Origin of the sequence: Bradyrhizobium sediminis, from assembly GCF_018736105.1 — a bacterium.
GTDB lineage: Bacteria > Pseudomonadota > Alphaproteobacteria > Rhizobiales > Xanthobacteraceae > Bradyrhizobium.
Genome location: NZ_CP076135.1, coordinates 230,638 through 253,188, shown reverse-complemented (window position 1 = coordinate 253,188; position 22,551 = coordinate 230,638). Strand labels below are relative to the sequence as shown.

At 64.6% G+C, this 22,551-nt stretch carries 21 protein-coding genes and 1 tRNA gene; 13 read left to right on the top strand and 9 right to left on the bottom strand.

Features of this window, described 5'->3' with window-relative positions:
- Window positions 1-6: 6 nt before the first annotated feature.
- Both KMZ68_RS01250 and KMZ68_RS01245 read right to left on the bottom strand, forming a co-directional pair.
- Window positions 7-606, bottom strand: a complete 600-nt coding sequence (locus KMZ68_RS01250; RefSeq protein WP_215614127.1) for a thermonuclease family protein — start codon at window positions 604-606, stop codon at window positions 7-9.
- A 65-nt stretch (window positions 607-671) separates the two neighbouring features.
- On the bottom strand, window positions 672-908 hold the full coding sequence (locus KMZ68_RS01245) for a DUF1674 domain-containing protein (RefSeq protein WP_215614126.1): 237 nt from the start codon (window positions 906-908) through the stop codon (window positions 672-674).
- A gap of 172 nt (window positions 909-1,080) precedes the next feature.
- Here KMZ68_RS01245 and KMZ68_RS01240 point away from each other — a divergent pair, with 172 nt between their 5' ends.
- From KMZ68_RS01240 to KMZ68_RS01215, 6 genes are all read left to right on the top strand, one after another.
- On the top strand, window positions 1,081-2,433 hold the full coding sequence (locus KMZ68_RS01240) for an RsmB/NOP family class I SAM-dependent RNA methyltransferase (protein ID WP_215614125.1): 1,353 nt from the start codon (window positions 1,081-1,083) through the stop codon (window positions 2,431-2,433).
- 153 nt (window positions 2,434-2,586) lie between these two features.
- Window positions 2,587-4,302, top strand: a complete 1,716-nt coding sequence (locus KMZ68_RS01235; RefSeq protein WP_215616138.1) for a heparinase II/III family protein — start codon at window positions 2,587-2,589, stop codon at window positions 4,300-4,302.
- Window positions 4,303-4,396: 94 nt separating this feature from the next.
- Window positions 4,397-5,989: a bifunctional phosphoribosylaminoimidazolecarboxamide formyltransferase/IMP cyclohydrolase gene (gene purH, locus KMZ68_RS01230; RefSeq protein WP_215614124.1), complete on the top strand. Its 1,593-nt coding sequence runs from the start codon at window positions 4,397-4,399 to the stop codon at window positions 5,987-5,989.
- Window positions 5,990-6,276: 287 nt separating this feature from the next.
- Complete coding sequence (locus tag KMZ68_RS01225) at window positions 6,277-7,326, top strand: aromatic ring-hydroxylating dioxygenase subunit alpha (protein ID WP_215614123.1); 1,050 nt, start codon at window positions 6,277-6,279, stop codon at window positions 7,324-7,326.
- 4 nt (window positions 7,327-7,330) lie between these two features.
- Complete coding sequence (locus tag KMZ68_RS01220; protein WP_215614122.1) at window positions 7,331-8,086, top strand: GntR family transcriptional regulator; 756 nt, start codon at window positions 7,331-7,333, stop codon at window positions 8,084-8,086.
- A gap of 12 nt (window positions 8,087-8,098) precedes the next feature.
- Entirely contained in the window at window positions 8,099-9,079 is a 981-nt protein-coding gene (locus KMZ68_RS01215) for a PDR/VanB family oxidoreductase (protein ID WP_215614121.1), read from the top strand.
- 9 nt (window positions 9,080-9,088) lie between these two features.
- Here KMZ68_RS01215 and KMZ68_RS01210 read toward each other — a convergent pair whose 3' ends face one another.
- On the bottom strand, window positions 9,089-10,474 hold the full coding sequence (locus KMZ68_RS01210; protein ID WP_215614120.1) for an MFS transporter: 1,386 nt from the start codon (window positions 10,472-10,474) through the stop codon (window positions 9,089-9,091).
- 125 nt (window positions 10,475-10,599) lie between these two features.
- Between KMZ68_RS01210 and ggt the strand changes: the two genes are divergently transcribed.
- The 3 genes from ggt to KMZ68_RS01195 all read left to right on the top strand — a co-directional run bounded on the left by ggt (window position 10,600) and on the right by KMZ68_RS01195 (window position 14,869).
- The gene (ggt, locus tag KMZ68_RS01205) at window positions 10,600-12,345 is read left to right on the top strand and encodes a gamma-glutamyltransferase (RefSeq protein WP_215614119.1); all 1,746 of its coding nucleotides are present in this window, start codon (window positions 10,600-10,602) and stop codon (window positions 12,343-12,345) included.
- A gap of 35 nt (window positions 12,346-12,380) precedes the next feature.
- Entirely contained in the window at window positions 12,381-13,277 is an 897-nt protein-coding gene (locus KMZ68_RS01200; protein WP_215614118.1) for an SDR family oxidoreductase, read from the top strand.
- A gap of 191 nt (window positions 13,278-13,468) precedes the next feature.
- Window positions 13,469-14,869: a serine hydrolase domain-containing protein gene (locus KMZ68_RS01195; RefSeq protein ID WP_215614117.1), complete on the top strand. Its 1,401-nt coding sequence runs from the start codon at window positions 13,469-13,471 to the stop codon at window positions 14,867-14,869.
- Between the two features lie 12 nt (window positions 14,870-14,881).
- Here KMZ68_RS01195 and KMZ68_RS01190 read toward each other — a convergent pair whose 3' ends face one another.
- Window positions 14,882-15,244, bottom strand: coding sequence for a GIY-YIG nuclease family protein (locus tag KMZ68_RS01190; RefSeq protein WP_249779487.1), 363 nt, complete (start codon window positions 15,242-15,244; stop codon window positions 14,882-14,884).
- Between the two features lie 125 nt (window positions 15,245-15,369).
- Window positions 15,370-16,038: a glutathione S-transferase family protein gene (locus KMZ68_RS01185; RefSeq protein WP_215614116.1), complete on the bottom strand. Its 669-nt coding sequence runs from the start codon at window positions 16,036-16,038 to the stop codon at window positions 15,370-15,372.
- Window positions 16,039-16,199: 161 nt separating this feature from the next.
- On the opposite strand from KMZ68_RS01185, the gene KMZ68_RS01180 reads away from it, so the two are divergent.
- The 3 genes from KMZ68_RS01180 (at window position 16,200) to panE (ending at window position 18,516) form a co-directional block, all read left to right on the top strand.
- A complete protein-coding gene (locus KMZ68_RS01180; protein ID WP_215614115.1) occupies window positions 16,200-16,823 on the top strand; it encodes a DUF2239 family protein in 624 nt (207 codons plus the stop codon).
- A 76-nt stretch (window positions 16,824-16,899) separates the two neighbouring features.
- Window positions 16,900-17,508 (top strand): 2-hydroxychromene-2-carboxylate isomerase, encoded by a 609-nt coding sequence (locus tag KMZ68_RS01175; protein ID WP_215614114.1) that lies wholly within the window; start codon window positions 16,900-16,902, stop codon window positions 17,506-17,508.
- 87 nt (window positions 17,509-17,595) lie between these two features.
- Window positions 17,596-18,516, top strand: coding sequence for a 2-dehydropantoate 2-reductase (gene panE / locus KMZ68_RS01170; RefSeq protein WP_215614113.1), 921 nt, complete (start codon window positions 17,596-17,598; stop codon window positions 18,514-18,516).
- 204 nt (window positions 18,517-18,720) lie between these two features.
- On the opposite strand, the gene KMZ68_RS01165 is transcribed toward panE, so the two are convergent.
- The 4 genes from KMZ68_RS01165 to KMZ68_RS01150 form a co-directional block, all read right to left on the bottom strand.
- Window positions 18,721-19,323 carry a c-type cytochrome gene (locus KMZ68_RS01165; protein ID WP_215614112.1) on the bottom strand — a complete coding sequence of 201 codons (603 nt, stop codon included), beginning with the start codon at window positions 19,321-19,323 and terminating at the stop codon, window positions 18,721-18,723.
- A gap of 171 nt (window positions 19,324-19,494) precedes the next feature.
- A complete protein-coding gene (locus KMZ68_RS01160; RefSeq protein WP_215614111.1) occupies window positions 19,495-20,757 on the bottom strand; it encodes a PQQ-dependent sugar dehydrogenase in 1,263 nt (420 codons plus the stop codon).
- Between the two features lie 258 nt (window positions 20,758-21,015).
- Window positions 21,016-21,228 (bottom strand): hypothetical protein, encoded by a 213-nt coding sequence (locus KMZ68_RS01155; protein WP_215614110.1) that lies wholly within the window; start codon window positions 21,226-21,228, stop codon window positions 21,016-21,018.
- A gap of 50 nt (window positions 21,229-21,278) precedes the next feature.
- A tRNA-Gly gene (locus KMZ68_RS01150) sits at window positions 21,279-21,353 on the bottom strand.
- A gap of 253 nt (window positions 21,354-21,606) precedes the next feature.
- Here KMZ68_RS01150 and trxA point away from each other — a divergent pair.
- The gene (trxA, locus tag KMZ68_RS01145) at window positions 21,607-22,530 is read left to right on the top strand and encodes a thioredoxin (protein WP_215614109.1); all 924 of its coding nucleotides are present in this window, start codon (window positions 21,607-21,609) and stop codon (window positions 22,528-22,530) included.
- Window positions 22,531-22,551: the final 21 nt, after the last annotated feature.

Here is a 22,551-nt window from a genome sequence, read left to right as displayed (position 1 = left end):
GAAGGCCTATCCCGCACACCAGCCGATGCGGCGGCCGCCGCCATAGCTGCGCACAAAACCCCTGGCGACCAGCGCCGCCGAGACGTTGTCGGTGCGGCGTGTCGCGATATCGGCAACGACGCGCCCGTTATATTTGTCGGGGCCGATATTGTAGATCGTGACCTCGCCCTCACCGAGCAGGTTGCGCAAGGCTTCTCCGGCGGCTTCCGCCATCTGCAATTCCTGCGGACAGGACGCCTTCAGCTCCGGCGCATCGATGCCGCGCAAGCGGACCCGCGTCGTCAGGTCGAGCCCCGGCCACAGATGCACCCGCGCCTCGAAGGTGTCGCCATCGATGGTCCGGATCACATCGACCGGATGGCGGACGCTGGGATTTCCGGCATTCTTCCAGACCATTTCGCTGTCCCGCGCCGCCTGGCTGTCGGCCGATGGCTGCGAGGAGACCGAAGCCGGCCAATGCGCCCATCGCCGCACCGGCAGCAGCGTGCCCGCCACCACGCCCAAAACGAATAGCCAGGGCAGGACAGCCGAAAACCGGCGGCGCCAGGAACTTTTCTGAAAAGGCGGCCTGCCCCGATAAGTATTTATTCTGTTAAATGGGGACATATTCCCAAACTAGGGTGAGTCGCGCCGACTCGGCAAGGGTCATGACCAGACCTGAGAGCTCCCGCTCAGAAATCCGAGGCGATGCCCTTGTTCTCCCAGTCGCCGTAGCGCGTCGGCTCCGGCCCTTTCGGTCCCTGCAATTCCTTAGGCCCGGAGCGGGCATTGGCCTCGGCGGCCTGCCGGCGCGCTTCGGCCTCGGCGAGCGCGCGCTGGGCCGCCGGCGTGAGCTGCCGGCGATCGGGGTCGGCGATGGCCGTTGCGGGCGGCAGGGACTCCTCCGTCGCGTCAGCATTTCCAGCCATCGGATCAATCCCCTCGGTTCAAGGCTCAGGAATAAAGATCGCGCCCGAACTGTGAAATCTTCAAGGCGATTCTTATATTTGGCTTATTCGCGTGCCAGAGGTGCCGTCCATTCGGCGGCATGGCCAAAGCCGCGTCGATCCTTCACCCCTTTTTCCGAGATGTTCCCGCTCCATGCCTCCTCAACGATTCGCAATGCCGTCCGAGGTGCCCGGTCTAGCGGCGCGGCGGATCGCGGCGGATATTCTCGACGGCGTTCTGCACAAGCGGCGGACGCTCGATGACCAGCTCGATGGCGCCGGCGCCCATCCCGGACTGAAGACGCTGCCCGATCGCGACCGCGCCCTGATGCGGCGGCTGGTGGCGACGATCCTGCGGCGGCTCGGCACGCTCGGCCATGTGCTGTCGCGGCTGCTCGATCGCGGCATTCCGACCGACGCCCCCCGTGCGCAGAGCGCCCTCCTGATCGGCGCCGCACAGATTCTCTGGATGGACGTTCCCGATCACGCTGCGGTCGATCTGTCGGTGCGGCTGGTGCAGTCGGACCGGCGCGCCGCCAAATATGCCGGGCTCGTCAACGCGGTGTTGCGCCGCTGCGCGCGCGAGGGACAGCCGCTGATCGACGAGGTCAAGTCGCAGACCCTCGATATTCCCGAGTGGCTGCTGGCGCGCTGGATCGCGCATTACGGGGAAACCACCGCGCGCGAGATGGCAGTGGCGCTCAGCCACGAACCGTCGCTCGACATCACCGTGAAGTCCGATCCCGCGCAATGGGCGACGCGCCTGCACGGCGAAACGCTGCCGACGGGGACCGTGCGCACGCTGCTGCAGGGCTCGGTGAAGATGCTGCCGGGCTTCGCGGAGGGCCAGTGGTGGGTGCAGGACGCCGCCGCCGCCTTGCCGGCGCGCCTGTTCGGCGACGTCGCCGGCAAGACCATCGCCGATCTCTGCGCCGCCCCCGGCGGCAAGACCGCGCAACTGATCCTGGCCGGCGCTGATGTCACTGCGGTCGACCGTTCGCCCGGCCGCATGGCGCGGCTGCGCGAAAATCTCGCCCGGCTGGCGCTGGAGGCGGAAACGGTGGTGGCCGACGCCGCCGAGTGGCAGGGGGGAAACAACAGCAGCGGTTTCGACGGCATCCTGGTCGACGCCCCCTGCGCCTCGACCGGTACCATCCGGCGCCACCCGGACGTGGCATGGCTGCGGCAGGAGGCCGATATCGGGGCGCTGATGGCGGTGCAGAAGCGGCTGCTGCAAAAGGCCACCGCACTGCTCAAGCCGGGCGGGACGCTGGTCTACTGCACCTGTTCGCTTGAACCGGAAGAAGGCGAGCAGGCCATTTCAACCCTTCTCGCCAATGAATCGGGCATGCGCCGCGCCCCGATCGACGCCGGCGAGGTCGCGGGCCTCAGCGAAATCCTGACCCCGGACGGCGATTTGCGCACCCTGCCCTGCCATCTGCCGCACGCCGACCCCCGCCTGGGCGGTCTCGATGGCTTTTACGCCGCCCGGCTGATTAAATCCTGATTTTAAACGGGATTACGGCACCCCCTCGCTGATTCGTCCGTTTTCAAGAGGGTGTCTTGGCCGCGTTTCCGGATTAAAAGGATTCGCATCGAATCCTCCCGATCAAGGCAAGGCGTGTCGGTCGCTCAACGCAGACGTATCTCGACGCTGATCATGGGCCGCTTCGCGCGGAACCTGATGGCGCGTGCGAGCGGTGGCACGGTGGCGCTGTCGCGGCTGTGGCCGGGCCGCACCGATCGCCTGATCATCGCCCCGCACGATCTGCGCACCGCCGACGCCACCCGCGCCGCCGAGATCTACGCCGGCCGCTTCGTGTTCGCCGGCAAGATCGTGACCTGCCACGGCCGCTCGATCTTCGATCTCGAGCCGCCGTCGGAAGACTGGGAGGTGGCGCTGCTCGGCTTCGGATGGTTGCGGCATTTGCGCGCCGCCGACACCGCGCTGACCCGCGCCAATGCGCGCTCGCTGGTCGACGACTGGATTTCAAATCCGGCGCAGAAGCGCCCGGTCGGACGCCGCGCCGACGTGCTGGCGCGCCGCGTCATCTCGCTGCTGTCGCAGGCCCCGTTGGTGCTCGGCGACACCGACGGCAAATTCTACCGGCGCTATCTGCGTGGCCTGACGCGCGAAATCCGCTATTTGCGTTACACGATGCTCGACATCGCCGACGGCGTGCCGCGGCTGCAGGTGCTGATCGCGCTGTGCTACGCCTCGCTCTGCCTCGCCAACCAGGCGCGCCACATCCGCGCCGCGACGCGCAAGCTTTCCGACGAGCTGCAACGGCAGATCCTCCCGGACGGCGGGCACATCTCGCGCAATCCCGGCGCGCTGATCGAGCTGTTGATCGACCTGTTGCCGCTGCGGCAGACCTTCGCCGCCCGCAACATCGCGCCGCCGGCGGCGCTGTTGAACGCCATCGATCGTATGATGCCGATGCTGCGCTTCTTCCGCCATGGCGACGGCAGTTTTGCACTGTTCAACGGCATGAGCAGCGCGCCGTCCGATTTGCTGGCGACGCTGCTCGCCTATGACGACACCCATGGCGCGCCGATGGCGAACATGCCGCATACCGGCTTTCAGCGCCTCGATGCTGGCGCGATGACGGTCATCATGGACACCGGCGCGCCACCGCCGCCGAGCGTCAGCCACGACGCCCATGCCGGATGCCTCTCGTTCGAATTATCCTCCGGTCTCAGCCGGATCGTCGTCAATTGCGGCATGCCCAGCACCGGGCGCGACAACTGGCGCGCATTTGCGCGCAGCACGCCGGCGCATTCCACTTTGACCTATCACGACACCTCATCGTGCCAGTTCGTCGAGCTGTCGGCGATGAAGCGGCTGCTGCAGGGCTCGCCCATCGTCGGCGGCCCGGTTCATGTCGAGAGCCATCGCGAGGCGGTCGCCAACGGCGTGCTGCTGACCACCTCGCATGACGGCTACCTCGCTCGCTTCGGCGTGGTGCATCGCCGGGTGCTGATGGCCGCGCATGACGGCTCCAGGCTCGACGGCGAGGACACCCTGTCGGCGGCGCCGGGAGGACGGATCAGGGGCAACGAGACCGACTACGCGCTGCGATTTCACCTGCATCCCGCGGTGAAGGCGAGCCGTCTTTCCGACGCCCGCGGCGTGATGCTGGTGCTGCCGAACCGCGACGTCTGGACCTTCGAGGCGCTCGACGACAAGGTCGAGCTCGAGGACAGCGTGTTCCTGGCCGGCAATGACGGCCCCCGCCGCACCGTCCAGATCGTGATCCGGCAGGATTCTCGGCACGCCTCCTCGATCCGCTGGAGCTTCGTGCGCTCGACGACGTCGGCCTCGACCACGGCAGCAAGGCGCAGCGCCCGCCGCGAGCCGGAATTGCCGCTCTGAAATTTGTGACCAACACAGACACGCCCTGCCGACCCCGGTTTCGTGGCTGACAAAACCGTGCTACCGGGCAGGCCTATTTTGCAGGATTGAAGCCATGACAGACCGTCCGCGCCGCGTAACCCGCGCCCTGTTGTCCGTTTCGGACAAATCGGGGCTGATCGAATTCGCCCGCGCACTGGCCGGCCACGGCATCGAGCTAGTCTCTACCGGCGGCACCGCGAAGGCGATTGCCGCCGCCGGCCTCAAGGTCAGGGACGTTTCGGAACTGACCGGTTTTCCGGAGATGATGGACGGCCGCGTCAAGACCCTGCACCCGAAAGTGCATGGCGGACTGCTGGCGATCCGCGACAATGCCGAACATGCCGCGGCGATGAGGAGCCACAGCATCGCACCGATCGACCTTCTGGTGGTCAATCTCTATCCGTTCGAGGCCACCGTCGACAACGGCGCCGGCTATGAGGAGTGCATCGAGAACATCGATATCGGCGGGCCCGCGATGATCCGCGCCGCCGCGAAGAACCACGACGACGTTGCGGTCGTCGTCGAGGCGCAGGACTATCAGGCGGTGCTCGATGAACTCGCCGCCAACCAGGGCGCGACCCGGCTTCCCTTGCGCCGCCGGCTCGCCGCCAAGGCCTATGCCCGCACCGCCGCCTATGACGCGGCGATCTCGAACTGGTTTGCCGCCCAGAACAAGACCGATGCGCCGGACTTCCGCGCCTTCGGCGGGCGCTTGATCCAGGCGTTGCGCTATGGCGAGAACCCGCACCAGACCGCCGCTTTCTACCGCACGCCCGACAAGCGCCCGGGCGTCGCCACAGCGCGGCAGCTGCAGGGCAAGGAACTCTCCTACAACAACATCAACGACACCGACGCCGCCTATGAATGCATCGCCGAATTCGATCCGGCGCGCACCGCGGCCTGCGTCATCGTCAAGCACGCCAATCCCTGCGGCGTCGCCGAGGGAGCCGACCTCATCAGCGCCTATCGCAAGGCCTTCGCCTGCGACACCCAATCGCCGTATGGCGGGATTATCGCCGTCAATCGTACGCTCGATGCCGATACGGCACGCGTCATCACCGAAATCTTGACCGAAGTCATCATTGCCCCCGATGCGACCGAGGAAGCCATTGCGATCATCGCCAAGCGGCGAAACTTGCGGCTCCTGCTCGCGGGCAGCCTGCCCGATCCGCGCGCCGCGGGCCTGACCGCGAAGACCGTCGCCGGTGGCTTGCTGGTACAGAGCCGCGACAACGCCGTGGTCGATGACATCACCCTCAGGACGGTGACCAAACGGGCGCCGACGGAAGCGGAGCTGCGCGACCTCAAATTCGCGTTCCGCGTCGCCAAGCACGTCAAATCCAACACCATCATCTACGCCAAGGATCTCGCCACTGTCGGCATCGGCGCCGGACAGATGAGCCGGGTGGATTCCTCGCGGATCGCCGCGCGCAAGGCACAGGACGCCGCCGCCGAAGCCAAGCTGGCTGAGCCCATGACCAAGGGCTCCGTGGTCGCCTCCGACGCGTTCTTTCCGTTTGCCGACGGGCTATTGGTCGCGATCGAGGCCGGCGCCACCGCGGTCATTCAGCCCGGCGGGTCGATCCGCGACGACGAGGTCATCAAGGCCGCCGACGATGCCGGGATCGCCATGGTGTTCACCGGCGTCAGGCATTTCCGGCACTAGACAAGAATGTTGGAGTTGGATCGTTTCGTCCCGTAGGCGCGACGTACGAACGATCTCATGTCCCGGCCCCGCGTCCCTTCGGCGGTGCACGGCACGGCCGGGACAAAAAACTCGAAAACAACCCCATGCAAAGTAAGGAGCCCGGATCGCAGCGCTGTTGCTAGCGCCACGCTAGCGGCTATGAGCATTTTCTGTATACATATAGGTAATATATAACCGGCTATTTAGTGATATTGCGTGCGATTGTCAGTTATTGTATACATGCTGCATCCATAAGGAGAGCTGCCATGCCCCCATCCTTCCCGCGAAATGCCTGGTACGCCGCCGCCTGGGATGCCGATATCAAGCGCGCCCTGTTTCCGCGGACGATCTGCGGCAAGCACGTGGTGATGTACCGGCAGGCCGACGGCCAGGTGACGGCGCTGGAAGACGCCTGCTGGCATCGCCTGGTGCCGCTTTCGAAGGGCCGTCTCGAAGGCGATCAGGTGGTGTGCGGCTATCACGGCCTGAAATTCAATCCGGCCGGCCGCTGCACCTTCATGCCGTCGCAGGAGACCATCAATCCGTCGGCCTCTGTGCGCGCCTATCCGGTGGTCGAGCGTCACCGCTTCGTGTGGCTATGGATGGGCGATCCGGCGATGGCCGATCCTGCACTGGTGCCCGACATGCACTGGAACGACGATCCGGCCTGGGCCGGCGACGGCAAGACCATCCACGTCAAATGCGATTACCGGCTGGTCGTCGATAATCTGATGGACCTCACGCACGAGACCTTCGTGCATGGCGGCAGCATCGGCAATGACGCCGTCGCCGAAGCGCCGTTCGATGTCACCCATGGCGACAAGACCGTCACCGTGACCCGCTGGATGCGCGGCATCGAACCGCCGCCGTTCTGGGCCGCCCAATTGCAGAAGCCGGGACCAGTCGATCGCTGGCAGATCATTCATTTCCAGGGGCCCTGCACCGTCAATATCGATGTCGGGGTGGCGCCATCAGGCACCGGCGCGCCGGAAGGCGATCGCTCGCAGGGCGTCAACGGCTACGTGCTCAATACCATGACGCCGGAAACGGAGACGACCTGTCACTACTTCTGGGCCTTCGCGCGCAATTATCGCCGGACCGAGCAGCGCCTCACCACGGAAATCCGGGAAGGGGTCTCCGGCATTTTCCGCGAAGATGAAGTGATCCTCGAAGCGCAACAGCGCGCCATCGACGAGAACCCCGATCGCGTGTTCTACAATCTCAACATCGACGCCGGCGCGATGTGGGCGCGGCGCATGATCGACCGCATGATCGCCTGGGAGAACCCGCCTTCGGCATTGCAGGCTGCGGAGTGAACAGATGAGCGAACGCGACCCCGACCGCGCGATATCGCACACGGTGCGCGCCCAGCTCGCGCTGCGCGACCTGATCCTTTCGGGCCGGCTGCGGCCCGGCGAGCGAATTTCGGAACTGCAGGCGGTCGAGACCACCGGCGTCTCGCGAACGCCGGTGCGGATGGCGCTGGTCCGGCTCGAGGAGGAGGGCCTGCTGGAAGCGATTCCGTCCGGCGGCTTCATGGTGAAGGCGTTCACCGAACGCGACATCCTCGATTCGATCGAGCTGCGCGGGGTGCTCGAAGGTCTCGCCGCGCGGTTCGCCGCCGAGCGCGGCGTATCGGCACGCGATCTCGAGCCGCTGAAGGAAAGCCTGGCGGAACTCGACCAGCTGGTGGCGCGCGATGCGGTCTCGGAGGAGGCGTTCTCTTCCTATGTCGCGATGAATGCGCGCTTTCATGCGCTGCTCACGGAATTGTCCCGCAGCGCGCCCCTGATCCGCCAGATCGACCGCGCCTCGGCGCTGCCGTTCGCATCACCCAGCGCCTTCGTGATGGCGCAATCGGTGCTGCCGGAAGCCCATCAGATCCTGATCATTGCGCAGGACCATCACCGCATCGTCGTCGATGCGATCGAGAACCGGGAAGGGGCGAGGGCGGAAGCGGTGATGCGCGAGCATGCGCGGCTGGCCGCGCGGAACCTGCGGCTGGCGCTGCGCAATCGGACGCATCCGGACCTGTTGCCGGCGCTGGCGCTGATCCGTTCTCCCGTCACCGAATAGGGTTTTGAGAACATGCGGCTTGAGCGCAAATGGACGAAATGCATCGTTCACGCCATTCGCGACGTCGCACCGGCGATCCGTGAGTTCGTGCTGCGGCCGGAGGATTCGCACGTCGAACATCATGCGCCCGGCAGCCATATCAACGTCGGCGTGTTGATCGACGGCCGGCCGGAGACGCGCTGCTATTCGCTGGTCGGCGACATCAGCCCCGACGGCTACCGGATTGCGGTTCGGCGTGCGCCGGACAGCCATGGCGGCTCGCTCTATATGTGGTCGCTGAAGCCGGGCGCGCGTATCGACGTTTCAAGTCCGGCCTCGCTGTTCAAAATCGACTGGTCGCGCAAGTCCTATTGCCTTGTTGCGGGCGGCATCGGCATCACGCCGATCATCGGCATTGCCGGTGCGTTGATGCGCCGGAACGCCGAACTGGAACTGCACTACGCGGTCGGGTCGCGGCACGACGCCGCGTATCTCGATGAACTCGCCGACCTCCTCGGAGATCGTCTGATCGTCCACGCAAGCGACGAAGGCCGGCGCATCGACCTGGACCAGACCTTCGGCCGTCTGGCTCCGGACGCGCTGGCCGCCATCTGCGGCCCGATGCGTCTTCTCGACGCGGCGCGGCGCGGCTGGGTGGCGGCCGGACGCCTGCCGGCCGATTTGCGCTACGAGACCTTCGGCTCGAGCGGCCTGTTGCCGACCGAGTCGTTCCGGGTCCGGATCGACCATTCCGGCCGCGAGATCGTGGTTCCCGAAAACAAATCGATGCTGGATGCGCTCAACGATGCCGGCTTCGAGGTGATGTCGGACTGCGAGCGCGGCGAATGCGGCGTCTGTGCGATCGACGTCGTTGCAGTGGACGGCCAGATCGATCACCGCGACGTCTTCTTCAGCGATCACCAGAAGAAGGCGAACGGCAAGATCTGTCCCTGCGTGTCCCGGGCCGTCGGCGCCGTTACCGTGAATACGCATTATCAGCGCGACACCCGCTAGCACGGACGCCTATTTTTCCTGCACCCGTGACAACAGCGCCAGTCCCGCCACGAAGAACACCACCAGCACTGCCATGCCGGCCTTCTGGCTTGCGGTCACGGCGGTGATGGCGCCGATCAGCAGGGGCCCGATAAACGAAGTGACTTTGCCGGTCAGCGCGAACAGTCCGAAATATTGCGTGATGCGGTCCTTCGGCGCCAGGCGGACCAACAGCGTGCGGGCCGCGGCCTGCAGCGGACCGCCGGCCATGCCGATCAGGCATCCGAGCACCAGGTAGGCGCGCTCCGCGGCGCCGGAAAACAGCGCGCCGCCCGGCACCGGCGGCGCAACCTTGACGAACAGGATCGAATCCCGGTCCACCAGCAAGATCGCCACGACCGACGACAGCAGGATCAACGCGCTGCCGGCGATGACGCGTTTCGGTCCCAGCGAATCATCGAGCTTGCCGCCGAGCCATGCGCCGATCGTCCCGGCAATGGCGAGCATGATCCCGAAGGTGCCGATCTGGATGGTGTGCCAGCCGAAGGTGCCGGCGGCATAGATTCCGCCGAACGCGAACAGCGAAATCAGGCCGTCGGTGTAGACCATGTTGGCGAGCAGAAAAGCCGCCATCGACTTCCGTTGCGGCAACTCGGCGAGCGTTTCCTTCAACTCGGTCAAGCCCACGCGCAGCGATTCGCGCACCGGGAGCTTCGCCGGATAATCCGGCGTCAACAGGAACATCGGGGTGACGAAGATCATGAACCAGACAGCGGTCAGCGGGCCGGTGATGCGATCGCCCTGATGGCTGACGGGATCGAGACCGAACAGCGGCGCAAACCCGAACAGCGTACGCCCGGTATCGGGGTTTGCCGCCAGAAAGCCGAGCACCAGGATCAGGCAGATGATGCCGCCGACATAGCCGGTGGCCCAGCCGGTACCGGACAATCGGCCGATCTTGTCCGGCGGCACCAGCGAGGGCATCATCGCATTGTTGAAGACGGTAGCGAATTCGACCCCGATGGTCGCGATCCCATAGGCGAACAACAGCGCCGGAATCACGCTGGGGTCGCCGGGCTTGCCGAACCACATCAACGAGGAGCCGATCACCAGCAGCGCGCCGAACGCGGCGATCCACGGCTTGCGGCGGCCGCTGGCGTCCGCGATCGCGCCAAGCACCGGCGACAGCAGCGCGATCACCAGCCCCGCGGCCGCGGTGGCGAACCCCCACAGCGCCTGGCCGCTCGCCGGATCTTTCGCCACATGGGTGGCGAAATAGGGCGAGAACACGAAGGTCGTAATCAGCGTGAAATAGGGCTGGGCGGCCCAATCGAAGAATATCCAGCTGACGACGGCGGCGCGGCGCGGATAGGTCTGCATACCAGCAATGCGCATATCTGAACCAGCAATCGTCATGCTCAAAATCTTCCGCCGAATCACGAACAGGCGTTTTGCGTAATGCGCCGAAATCCATATAGCATTCCTGGCAGCCATGAGCCCTGCGTCATTTCGCTAGACCCAAGATCAGTACGGAAGATTTGATGGTTTCGTTCACAGCCGAGCGGCGCAGGTTCCTTGCAGCAATCGCACTGGTTGCTGCGTTTTGCCTGCCGGCGGGCGCGCAGGAGCGTCGCGAGTACCTTCCTCCGCCCACGGGCACCGTTCACGCCGTTGCCGCCGAACACGGCATGGTGGTCGCGCAGGAGAAGATCGGCGCACGAATTGGGGCCGATATATTGAGGCAGGGCGGCAATGCCGTCGATGCCGCAGTGGCGACCGGCTTTGCGCTGGCAGTAACCTATCCGCGCGCCGGAAACATCGGCGGCGGCGGCTTCATGGTCATCCATTCGGAGGAGCGCCACGAGGACGTCGCCATCGACTATCGCGAGACCGCGCCGGCCGCCGCCACGCGCGACATGTTCCTCGGCGCCGACGGCAAGCCCGACATCGCCAGGTCGCGCGATTCCGCGCTCAGCATCGGCGTGCCCGGCACCGTAGCGGGCCTGGCGCTGGCGCTGGAAAAATACGGCTCGGGCAAATTCACGCTGGCAGATCTGCTGAGGCCGGCGATCGAGCTGGCGCGCGACGGCTTCATCATTGCCGACGACATGGCCGACACCTTGCCCGGTATTGCGCGGCGGCTGGCACGTTGGCCGGCCTCGGCCAAAATATTTTCCCGCGCCGACGGCACTTCCTTGCGCGAAGACGACAGGCTGGTCCAGGCCGACCTGGCGGCAACGCTTTCGGCTATCGCCGCACAGGGACCGCGCGGCTTTTACGAAGGCCCAGTGGCAGAAAGGCTGGCAGCGGGAATTCGCGACGCCGGCGGCATCATGACGACGGACGATCTGAAATCATATCAGCCCGTGATTCGGGCGCCGGTACGCGGCAGCTACCGCGGCTTCGATATCATCTCGATGCCGCCGCCCTCGTCGGGCGGGGTCGTGCTGCTGGAGACGCTGAACATACTGGAGGGATTTCCGATGCCGGAGATGAAGCGGGGTTCGGCCGCTTCGCTGCATGTCATGATCGAGGCGATGAAACGCGCCTATGCCGATCGCGCGCGCTATCTCGGCGATCCCGACTTCATCAGCGCGCCGGTCGCCACGCTGATGTCGAAGGAATATGCCGCCAAACAACGCGCCAGCATCGATCTCGACCGCGCCACGCCATGGACCGATGTGCTGTCGGCGACGCCGCCGCGCGAGGGCAGCAACACCACCCATTTCTCGGTGGTGGACAGCCGCGGCAACGCCGTCAGCAATACCTACACGCTGAATTTCCCCTATGGGGTCGGCCTGGTCGCCGGCGGCACCGGCGTGCTGCTCAACAATGAACTCGACGATTTCACCGCGGCGCCCGGCGCCTCCAACGCCTTCGGTCTGGTCGGGTTCGAGGCCAATTTGCCCGGCCCGGGCAAACGTCCGCTGTCGTCGATGTCGCCGACCATCGTGCTCAAGGACGGCAGACCGGTGCTGGTGACGGGATCGCCCGGCGGCAGCCGCATCATCTCCACGGTGCTGCAGGTGATCGTCAACGTGCTCGATTACGGCATGGACGTCGCGCAGGCGGTGGCGGTGCCGCGCCTGCACCATCAATGGCTGCCGGATGTGGTCCGGGTCGAGCGCGGCTTCGCCGACGACACGCTGGCCGCGCTCAGGGAAAGGGGTCACCAGGTGATCGAACCGCTCGGCCAGACCTCGGCCAATTCGATCGCCGTGACGCCGAACGGATTGCTCGGCGCACCCGATCCGCGTACCCGTGGCGCGGAAGCGGCGGGACAATAGACCAGGAGCGGCGGGAATAGCCGCAGGGAGGCAACATGACTTCGCTCAAGGGCAAGACGCTGTTCATATCCGGCGCCAGCCGCGGCATCGGGCTGGCGATCGCGCTGCGCGCCGCGCGTGACGGCGCCAATGTCGCTATCGCCGCCAAGACGGCGGAGCCGCACCCGAGACTCAAGGGCACGATCTATACCGCCGCCGATGAAGTCCGCGCCGCCGGCGGCAAGGCGCTGCCGGTCCTCTGCGATATCCGCGAGGAGACCCAGGTGATGGCGGCGATCGACAAGACCGTCGCCGAATTCGGCGGCATCGATATCTGCGTCAACAATGCCAGCGCCATCAGCCTGACCAATTCGCAGGCAACCGACATGAAGCGGTTCGACCTGATGATGGGCATCAACACCCGCGGCACTTTCATGGTGTCGAAATACTGCATCCCGCATCTCAAGAAGGCCGCTAACCCGCACATCCTGATGCTGTCGCCGCCGCTCGACATGCAGGCAAAATGGTTCGAGCATTCCACGGCCTACACCATGGCGAAGTTCGGCATGAGCATGTGCGTGCTCGGCCTGTCCGCCGAACTGAAGTCCGCAGGCATCGCCGTCAACGCGCTGTGGCCGCGCACCACCATCGCCACCGCTGCGGTTGGAAATCTCTTAGGGGGAGACGCCATGATGCGCGCCAGCCGGACGCCCGAGATCATGGGCGATGCCGCCTATGCCATTTTCACCAGACCGTCGCGCGAATTCACCGGGCAGTTCTGCATCGACGACAAGGTGCTCTACGAAAGCGGTGTGCGCGACTTCGAGCGCTACCGGGTCGATCCCTCCGTGCCGCTGATGTCGGATTTCTTCGTGCCTGACGGCGACGTGCCGCCGCCCGGCGTCACGGTGCGGGCACTGCCTTCGGTCGGTGAGGCCCAGAAGGCGCGCTAGTATCGAGTATACGAAACCGGCGAGTCGCTTGGTGCCCATGCTTCGAGAAGTTGTTGTGTTTCAGGAGGCTGGGCCTCATCCTGAGGAGGCCACGAAGTTGCCGTCTCGAAGGATAGGCAACAACACCAATTGGTGATTCCAGGTACTAGTCTTGGACCACGCTGGTGATCCTGACGCGTAGGGAGACAAGCATGGTTTCACGGAAACTGGTTGCTGGCGGAGTGGCCGGGTCGCTGGCCCTGGCAGCCGTCGTGATGTCTGCCGCCATCTTCCGCCCCGATCGCGCCATTCGCGTCGCCACCGCTCTTGTGGCGCACAACGTCTGCGCCAAGAGCTTTGTCTCCGGGCTCGATCCACAGGCGGTGTTCGCGGAAATCATGGACCGCGAAGGCATTCGTTTGCTGCGCCCGGTGCTGAGATATCGTCTCGACCGCAGCGGCGGGACGGTCGATGCGTCAGTGGGAGGATTGCTCGGCAGCCGCGCTGTGTTCCATGACGGACTTGGCTGCGTCCTGCTGCACGGAGCCGAACAGCCCTATTTGCTGAGGAGCGATATCGAAGCGCTGAAGGCGTCGAAGACGCCGCCGCTGCTTGCGGAAATCGCCGGACCTGGTGTTGTGGAGCCGGCCGATCAAGCCTTGAGAGCAGCGCTCGATCATGCCTTCGAGGAGCCGGCCGATCCGCCGTTCCGGCGGACCAAGGCCGTCGTCGTGGTACATGGTGGCCGGGTGATTGCCGAGCGCTATGCCGACGGCATCGGCGTTGATACGCCGCTGCTCGGCTTCTCCTTGACCAAGTCCGTGGTCAACGCCCTGCTCGGCATCCTGACCCAGCAAGGCCTGGTCACACCGTCGATGCCGGCGCCGGTTCCGGAGTGGCGCGCGGCCACCGACCCGCGGCGCGAGATCGAAGTCGAGCACCTGATGCGCATGACATCGGGCCTTGCACTGGACGAAACCAATTCCGGCTTCGATCCCTCCAGCCAGATGGTCTACCTGCACGACAACATGGCCGGATTCGCGGCAAAGGCCGCCTTGATTGCCGCGCCGGGAACACGCTGGGCCTATAGCAGCCCCACCACGCAGTTGCTGGCGCGGATCATCCGCGACGCCGTCGGCGGCCCCGAGCCGACACTGGCCTTTGCGTGGCGCGAGTTGTTCAATCCGCTGGGGATGCGTAACGTGACGCTGGAATTCGACGCCACCGGCACGCTGCAGGGATCGTCCTACATGCTGGCCAGCGCCAGGGATTGGGCGCGATTCGGATTGCTGTATCTGTACGACGGGCGGGTCGGTGGGAAGCGCATCCTGCACGAGGATTGGGTCGATCTGTCCGCCGCCGCGACGCTCGATACCGACTATGGCGCCGGCTTCTGGACCAATCGTAGCGAGCATGCGCATGCAAACGGACGCGTCAGGCTCGGCATTCCCCGCGACGCATTCTTCGCATCCGGCGACCTCGGCCAGCGCATCGTCATCCTGCCCTCGCAGAATCTCGTGATCGTTCGGCTGGGCGACTCCGTCGATCCCACCGGCGACATCAAAGGCCTCGCACGCCTTGTCAGTGAAGTGATTGCCGCGACGCAGAAGTGACGATGCGATGGTCTAAACGACCGATCCGTTCAGCGCCGACCGCCAATGCGCCGCGCGTTCCTTCAGGAGCGTGTCCCTGACATATGCGAGTTCCTCGTCCTTCAGCCGCTCGATCGCCTCGAAGGTGAAATCCTCGCCGCCATGCGCGGTCCACGCACCCTGGAGTTCGCGGTTGGCGTTGCTGCCCATTCGCAGCGAGAACCAGATCCGGTTCAGGATGGTGTCGAGATTTGGCGTCTGGCCGACCCAGACCTGACCGGAAGTGCCGCAGCGAATGACGTAGATCCCGGCGACGGTCTTGCGTTCCTTGTAGGCGGCGATGGCCGCTTTCTTGTCCTCGCTCTTCATGACGCCCTTCAGAATGATCCCGCCCATCGTCATAGTAACGATAGCAGGCCTTCGAGCGGCCGTCAATTTAATCCGGGTAATATTAATTCATTAGTTAAGGCAGCGGCTTGGCCGATGCGGGATTCGTTCTTCGAGTGGAGACCGGAGGCAAATCATCCCCGTCCGACCGTATACGGCCCGCCTTTTTCCAGCGCGCGCTTGTAAGCCGGCCGGGCGTGAATGCGTTCGAGAAAAGCCATCGACCTGGGGTGGCCCTGCTCGAGCCCGCCGCGCGCAGCGGCGGCTTCCAGCGGAAAGCTCATCTGGATGTCGGCGGCGGTGAATTCATTGCCGGCGAACCATTCGCTTTTGCCGAGCTCGCCTTCCCAGTACGCCATGTGCTGCTTGAGCTGCGGGTTGACCAGCGTGGTCAGCGCCTGATTGCAGACCTTGCGCACCAGCGGGCGCAGCAACGCCGGCGCGCGCTTCGGCATCAGCGTGAACAGCAGCTTCAACAGCAGCGGCGACATCGCCGAGCCCTCGGCGTAATGCAGCCAGTAGGTATAGCGCAACCGCTCCGGCGTCTTCGGCGGCGGAATCAGGCGTCCCTCGCCATAGGTGTCGATGATGTATTCGGCGATCGCGCCTGACTCGGCGATGGTGTTGCCGCTGTCGGTAATGACGGGCGACTTGCCGAGCGGATGAATCGCGCGCAGTTCCGCCGGCGCCCGCATGTCCGGCTGTCGCTGATAGCGGACGATCTCGTAGGGAACGCCGAGTTCTTCCAGCAACCACAGCACGCGCTGCGATCTGGAGTTGTTGAGGTGATGGACGGTGAGCATGGCGGTTCTCCCGAGGCGCGGCGCATCTGCAGCGGCAGTGCATGGTCGTGCCAGCCGCACACCGGAAAGTCGAGATGCGCAAAACGAACCATATTACCCGGACGTTATTGACGACACCAATTTACCCGGATAATAAATGGTCTGGAATTGAGGAGCATGTCATGACCCCGGGACCCGGTCCTGCCTACATCGCCTTCGATGGCGACCGCTGTATCGCGTCCGGCGATCTCCGTGAGGTCGCCCGCGCGGCCAAAGAGACGCTCGACCGCCGCAAGGATGCGTCGGTGCTGGTGTTCGATGGCAGCAGCGGCCCGGTCGACCTCGATTTCCGCGGCTCGGTCGAGGATGTGCTGGCGCGATTGCCGAAGGCGGCTGACGCGCCTGCCCGGGAAGAGGATGCCGCGCCGCCCGCACCTCGCGGCCCCGGCCGTCCCAAACTCGGCGTGGTCGCGCGCGAAGTCACACTGCTGCCGCGGCACTGGGAATGGCTGGCGCAGCAAAATGGCGGCGCGTCGGTAGCGCTGCGCAGGCTGGTCGATGAAGCCAGGCGCGCCAACCGGGACAAGGACCGCATCAGGCACGCGCAGGAGACGGCTTACCGCTTCATCGCCGCGATGGCGGAAAACAAGCCGCATTACGAGGAAGTGGCGCGCGCGCTGTTTGCAGGCGACGCCGAGCGATTTCAGACCTGGACCGCCTCCTGGCCTGCCGACGTGCGCGATCACGCGCGCCGGCTCGCCGCAGCAGCGTTCGAGCACGAAGCGCAGGAGGGTGCCGCCGGTTGATCCCGCACATCCGACCCGCTAGGCTGTTGAAATGACAGGGATCATATAAGAACCGTCGTGTCAGGGAGACTGCCGCTTGAGTCCGACCGCCCCGCAATTCCTGTTCGATTTCGGCAGCCCCAATGCTTTCCTCAGCCATGAGGCGATCCCGGCGATCGAAAAGCGGACCGGCGTGAAATTCGAATATGTGCCGATCCTGCTCGGCGGCATCTTCAAGGCCACCAACAACAGATCCCCCGCCGAAACGCTTGCCGGCGTCAGGAACAAGCCCGAGTTCAACGCGCTGGAGACCGAACGCTTCCTGAAGCGTTTTCAGGTCAGGCCCTATGTCTGGAACCCGTTCTTTCCGGTCAACACCCTCAATCTGATGCGCGCTGCCGTTGCTGCGCAGCTGGAGGGCGTGTTCGAGAAATATGTCGAAGCGGCGTTTCATCACATGTGGGTCGAACCCAAGAAGATGGACGACCCCGAAGTGGCGATCAGGGCGCTCACGGCGTCCGGCCTCGATGCGGCAAAGCTGTTCGCGCGCGCGCAGGAGCCTGACGTCAAGGCGAAGCTGATCGAGAACACGCAAGGAGCGGTCGAGCGCGGCGCCTTCGGCTCGCCGACCTTCTTCGTCGGCAAGGAGATGTTCTTCGGCAAGGAGCAGTTGCGCGAGGTCGAGGAACTGATTGCGGGCAAGTAACTAAGCGAATCGGGAGTGGCGAGTAGCGAATAGGGAAGGTCCATTCGCTACTCGCCCCCCAACAACAATAAGAAGGAAGCCAAGCAAATGCGCATTCTCGTGGTCGGCGCCGGCGCCATCGGCGGATATTTCGGCGGCAGGATGCTCGAGGCCGGCCGCGACGTCACGTTCCTGGTCCGCCCCAAGCGCGCCGCCGAACTGGCCTCCGCCGGCCTCGTGATCAAGAGTCCGAACGGCGACGTGACCTTGAAGAATCCGCCGACCGTGCAGGCGGGCAATATCAACGAAAAATTCGACGTCGTATTGCTGAGCTGCAAGGCGTTCGACCTCGACGACGCCATCACGTCGTTTGCGCCGGCGGTCGGGCCGCAGACCGCGATCATCCCGCTGCTCAACGGCATGCTGCATCTCGACGTGCTCGACGGCAGGTTCGGCCGCGAGCACGTGCTCGGCGGGCTCTGCGCGATCGCCGCCACGCTCAATGAGGCGCGCGAGGTGGTTCAGCTCAATCCGATGCAATCGCTGAATTTCGGCGAACGCGACGGCAAGCTGTCGGACCGGGTCCGCGCCATCGCCGAGGTGATGGCAAGCGGCCGGTTCGGTTCGGTGGCCAGCGAAAATATCGTGCAGGAGATGTGGGAGAAATGGGTATTCCTCGCCTCGCTTGCGGCCGCGACCTGCCTGATGCGCAGCTCGGTCGGCAATATCCTGGCGGCGCCCGGCGGCAAGGATTTCATCCTCGGCGTGCTCGATGAATGCAGCGAGGTTGCTGAAGCCGAGGGCCATGCGCCGAGCGGGCCGTTCTTCCAGCGCACGCGCGGCTTGCTGACCGCCGAAGGCTCGCAGATCACCGCGTCGATGTTTCGCGACATCAAGGCCGGCGCGCCCGTCGAGGCCGATCACGTGATCGGCGACCTGATCGCGCGCGGCGATGCCGCCAAGGTGCCGGTGCCGCGGCTGCGCATCGCCTACACGCATCTCAAAGTGTATGAGAAGCAGCGCGGGTGAGGCGCTCTCTCGTCGTCCCGGCGAACGCCGGGACCCATACTCCGCGGCGGTAGTTTGTGGCCGAAGACGTCCGACATGGTGCCCTAACGACAGATCACGCGGTATGGATCCCGGATCGCGTTCGCGGAGCCTGTCATCGGGCCGGCCAGAGGCCGGACCCGTTGGCTCACTTGTCCGGGACGACGAATACAAAAATGCCCGAACCTACAAATGCGCGAGATAATGCGCCAACGCCTCGATTTCCTCTTCGCTAAGGGAATAGGCGACGTCGGCCATCGCCGCCATGCCCCCGCCTGCCCGCACGCCCGATTTGTAGTCGTGCAGCGCCTTCAGGAGATATTCCTGGCGCTGGCCCGCGACGCGGGCGACCGCCTTGGTCCCGGCATAGCTTTCGGTGTGGCACGCGGCACAGCGCCGCCCCGCGGCGGCCTGCGCGCCCTTGCGGGATAGATCCGGATTGTCGTCGGGTTTCCCTTTGGGCGGGGTGAGCGACGCAAAATAAGCGCCGAGATTGCGGATATCCTCATTGCTGAGCTGTTCGATGATCGGCTGCATCTGCGCGTTCTTGCGTGTCCCGGCCCGAAAGAAAACCAGCTGCCACTGAATGAACAGATCGGGCTGGCCGGCGAGCGAGGGAATATTCTCGATCTGCGAAATGCCGCCTTCGCCGTGACAGGCGATGCACAGTTCGGCCTTCTGCTTGCCGGCGCCGACGTCGGCGGCATGGGCTGGACCGGCACCAACGACCGCTGCAACCAGCAAGATCCCGACTAAGGCAATCCGCACCACGCTTCTCCCGGTCGTCATTGCCGGGCTTGACCCGGCAATCCATCCTGCTCGCAAGATGCTTGTTCTTCTTGATGGATGCCCGGATCAAGTCCGGGCATGACGAACGTGTTCCATCGCTCTTGCCAAAATCAAACGAGAGAAGCTGCGGCCACCCGTTCCCGAGCGGCCGCAGCCTCTGTCTGTTCAGATCTACTTCTTGCTGTAGCTGATGCGATAGATCGCGCCGGCCCAGTCGTCGGCGACGAACATCGAACCATCCTTGCCCAGAACGATATCGGCCGGCCGGCCGAGATAGCCCTGGTCGCCTTCGAGCCAGCCCGAAGCGAAGATCTCCTGCTTGGCGTTCTTGCCGTCGGCACCGACGATCACGCGCTTGATCCGGGCACCCTGATATTTATGCCGGTTCCAGGAGCCGTGCTCGGCGATGAAGATATTGTTCTTGTACTCGGCGGGGAACTGGTCGCCGGTATAGAACTTCATGCCGAGCGGAGCCACATGCGCGCCGAGTTTGAGTACCGGCGGGGTGAATTCCGAACATTTGTGGCCCATCGCGAACTTCGGATCGGGCAGGTCGCCCTGGTGGCAATAGGGATAGCCGAAGTGCTCGCCCATCTTCGAGATCATGTTGAGCTTGTCGCTCGGGGTGTCGTCGCTCAACCAGTCGCGGGCGTTCTCGGTGAACCAGTATTTGCCGCTGCGCGGATCGACGTCGCCGCCGACGCTGTTGCGGACGCCGAGCGCCACCAGTTCGGCGTTGCCGGTCTTGGGATCGACCCGGCGGATCTGCGAGACGCTGGTCGGCGGGAGCCCGATGTTGAAGGGAGGACCGAACGGCAGATAGAACCAGCCGTCCTTGTCGACGGCGATATATTTCCAGCCGTGCGCCATATAGGGCGGCATGTCGTCATAGACCACCTTGCCGGCGCCGAGATTGTCGAGGTTGGCTTCGGCATTGTCGTATCTGATCAGCTTGTCGACATCGATGACGTAGAGCGCGCCGTCGCGGAACGCCAGACCGGTCGGCATCCGCAGTCCCTTGACGACCGTCTTGACCGTCTTCTTGCCGCCGCTTTCGGTGATCGCGTAGACGTTGCCGAGGCCGAAGGAGCCGACGAACATCGTGCCCTTGTCGCCCCAGGCCATCTGCCGCGCGGCCAGCACGCCGGATGCGTAGACTTCGATCTTGAAGCCCGCCGGCAGCTTGATCTTCTTCATCATCGCCGCGAGTTCGGCTTCCGATGCGCCGGTCGGCGGGCCCGAGGGCGGCGCGAGGCCCCTCTGGGCTTCGTTCTCATCACCGAGGAACCAGTCATCCGGCGGATGGGTCCAGAATTCCTTGGTGCCGGATTCGTATTTCTTCAGCGGTTTTTGCTGCGCGCTGGCCGGACCGGCCCCCGCGACAATGGCGATAGCTGCGAGCGCAAGAATGGATCGATTGAAAGCCGATTTCATCGCGTCACTCCCTATGCAGCCGGTGCGGCCGCGTATGTTATTTATTTTGGCGTCCGAGAAACGAACTTTGGTCTGGTGAGATGGATCAGACGCGGAAAATGTTAGCACATCCTCCGCGGGTGAGAAGCGCGCGTTGCGCTACTCAGTCAGACGAAAACAAATTGAGAGGAAATTTTGTTGGGTCGAGGGAGCCGGCGCCGGGTCGCGCTGCATTGCGGCATATACCATCGCGTTGCGAGACATGCTGATGGGTGGCGTTCAATCGGCGGGCATCATCGCCGAGGTTCTCGCTGCCGCCCATGGCCGGCTTTGCCTGCCTTGCAAGAGAATCAACGTCTCAACCGGAAACTCGGCCTCAAGGAGGTCAACGATGGCATTTGGCTCGTCCGCTTCATGCGCGACGATCTGGGACACTTGGAGCGGAAGGCTGCAAACCTCGACAACCTCGTTCGGCACGAGGTTGTCACCCATGTCTTAGGTACGTGGCGTTACCTATGTGTCCGGGCCGGACATGGAAAATCTGGAGCGGGCGAAGGGATTCGAACCCTCGACCCCGACCTTGGCAAGGTCGTGCTCTACCACTGAGCTACACCCGCATCCGAGAGATTGGCGGCGATCGCTCGCCGGCAACGCGCAGACCTATGCCAAATGCGGCCCCCGAATGCAACAGTCCACACGAGGCCCGGAATCGGCCGGATCACGTCCGATCGACGCCGATTTGCGGCATTTCAGCCGAAAAGCCCGAGGTCCGGGTTCCGCCGATTGCAAATCGGCCGTTCAGGGGCCAATTAGGGCGCAGACCGTGCTAGAACGCCCCCCAATTCGAAAAAGACATCAGACGAGGATCCCGTGACAATAATAGAGCAGGGCAGCGGACCGGCGCCGCAGGCGGCGCCCGATCTGATCAAGGAGACCACCACCCAGACCTTCGTGAAGGACGTCATCGAGGAATCGAAGCGCCAGCCGGTGCTGATCGATTTCTGGGCCCCGTGGTGCGGCCCCTGCCGCCAGCTCACCCCGATCATCGAGAAAGCGGTCCGCGCCGCCAAGGGCAAGGTCAAGCTGGTCAAGATGAACATCGACGAACATCCGGCGATCCCCGGCCAGATGGGGATTCAGTCGATCCCGGCGGTGATCGCCTTCGTCAACGGCCAGCCCGCCGACGGTTTCATGGGCGCGGTCCCGGAAAGCCAGGTCACCGCCTTCATCGACAAGCTGACCAAGGGCATGCCGGGCGCCGGCGAGCCCAATATCGCTGAAATCCTCAAAGAGGCCGAGGCCGTCCTCGCCGAAGGCGATGCGGCCACCGCGGCGCAGATCTATGCCGAGGTGCTGGCGGCGGACGCCACCAATATCGCAGCCCTGGCGGGGCTTGCGAAATGCTACGTCACGACCGGAGCCATCGAGCAGGCCAGGCAGACCATCGCCATGGTGCCGGAATCGAAGCGCAACGAAGCGGCGGTCAAGGCGGTGCAGGCGTCGATCGATCTCGCCGAGCAGGCCAAGGCGGTCGGCCCGGTAACCGAGCTCGAACAGAAAGTCGCCGCAAACCCGCTCGATCATCAGGCGCGATTCGATCTGGCGACCGCGCTCAACGCCTCGGGCCAGCGTGCCGAGGCCACCGGCCAGCTGCTCGAAATCGTCAAGCGCGACCGCAAGTGGAACGAGGACGGCGCGCGCAAGCAACTGGTACAGTTCTTCGAGGCGTGGGGTCCCACCGATGAAGCCACTGTCGAAGGGCGCAAGCGGCTGTCGACTGTGCTTTTTTCATAACAATCTCATGCCTTAGCACCG

Excerpts from the sequence above, each read along its gene's own strand:
- KMZ68_RS01195 (WP_215614117.1), top strand. The coding sequence starts at position 13,469 with ATGGTTTCACGGAAACTGGTTGCTGGCGGAGTGGCCGGGTCGCTGGCC.
- purH (WP_215614124.1), top strand. The coding sequence starts at position 4,397 with ATGACAGACCGTCCGCGCCGCGTAACCCGCGCCCTGTTGTCCGTTTCG.
- KMZ68_RS01200 (WP_215614118.1), top strand. The coding sequence starts at position 12,381 with ATGACTTCGCTCAAGGGCAAGACGCTGTTCATATCCGGCGCCAGCCGC.
- KMZ68_RS01220 (WP_215614122.1), top strand. The coding sequence starts at position 7,331 with ATGAGCGAACGCGACCCCGACCGCGCGATATCGCACACGGTGCGCGCC.
- KMZ68_RS01250 (WP_215614127.1), bottom strand. The coding sequence starts at position 606 with ATGTCCCCATTTAACAGAATAAATACTTATCGGGGCAGGCCGCCTTTT.
- KMZ68_RS01235 (WP_215616138.1), top strand. The coding sequence starts at position 2,587 with ATGGGCCGCTTCGCGCGGAACCTGATGGCGCGTGCGAGCGGTGGCACG.
- KMZ68_RS01185 (WP_215614116.1), bottom strand. The coding sequence starts at position 16,038 with ATGCTCACCGTCCATCACCTCAACAACTCCAGATCGCAGCGCGTGCTG.
- KMZ68_RS01160 (WP_215614111.1), bottom strand. The coding sequence starts at position 20,757 with ATGAAATCGGCTTTCAATCGATCCATTCTTGCGCTCGCAGCTATCGCC.
- KMZ68_RS01225 (WP_215614123.1), top strand. The coding sequence starts at position 6,277 with ATGCCCCCATCCTTCCCGCGAAATGCCTGGTACGCCGCCGCCTGGGAT.
- KMZ68_RS01215 (WP_215614121.1), top strand. The coding sequence starts at position 8,099 with ATGCGGCTTGAGCGCAAATGGACGAAATGCATCGTTCACGCCATTCGC.
- KMZ68_RS01240 (WP_215614125.1), top strand. The coding sequence starts at position 1,081 with ATGCCTCCTCAACGATTCGCAATGCCGTCCGAGGTGCCCGGTCTAGCG.
- KMZ68_RS01180 (WP_215614115.1), top strand. The coding sequence starts at position 16,200 with ATGACCCCGGGACCCGGTCCTGCCTACATCGCCTTCGATGGCGACCGC.
- KMZ68_RS01155 (WP_215614110.1), bottom strand. The coding sequence starts at position 21,228 with ATGGGTGACAACCTCGTGCCGAACGAGGTTGTCGAGGTTTGCAGCCTT.
- KMZ68_RS01245 (WP_215614126.1), bottom strand. The coding sequence starts at position 908 with ATGGCTGGAAATGCTGACGCGACGGAGGAGTCCCTGCCGCCCGCAACG.
- panE (WP_215614113.1), top strand. The coding sequence starts at position 17,596 with ATGCGCATTCTCGTGGTCGGCGCCGGCGCCATCGGCGGATATTTCGGC.
- KMZ68_RS01165 (WP_215614112.1), bottom strand. The coding sequence starts at position 19,323 with ATGACGACCGGGAGAAGCGTGGTGCGGATTGCCTTAGTCGGGATCTTG.
- KMZ68_RS01210 (WP_215614120.1), bottom strand. The coding sequence starts at position 10,474 with ATGACGATTGCTGGTTCAGATATGCGCATTGCTGGTATGCAGACCTAT.
- KMZ68_RS01190 (WP_249779487.1), bottom strand. The coding sequence starts at position 15,244 with ATGGGCGGGATCATTCTGAAGGGCGTCATGAAGAGCGAGGACAAGAAA.
- ggt (WP_215614119.1), top strand. The coding sequence starts at position 10,600 with ATGGTTTCGTTCACAGCCGAGCGGCGCAGGTTCCTTGCAGCAATCGCA.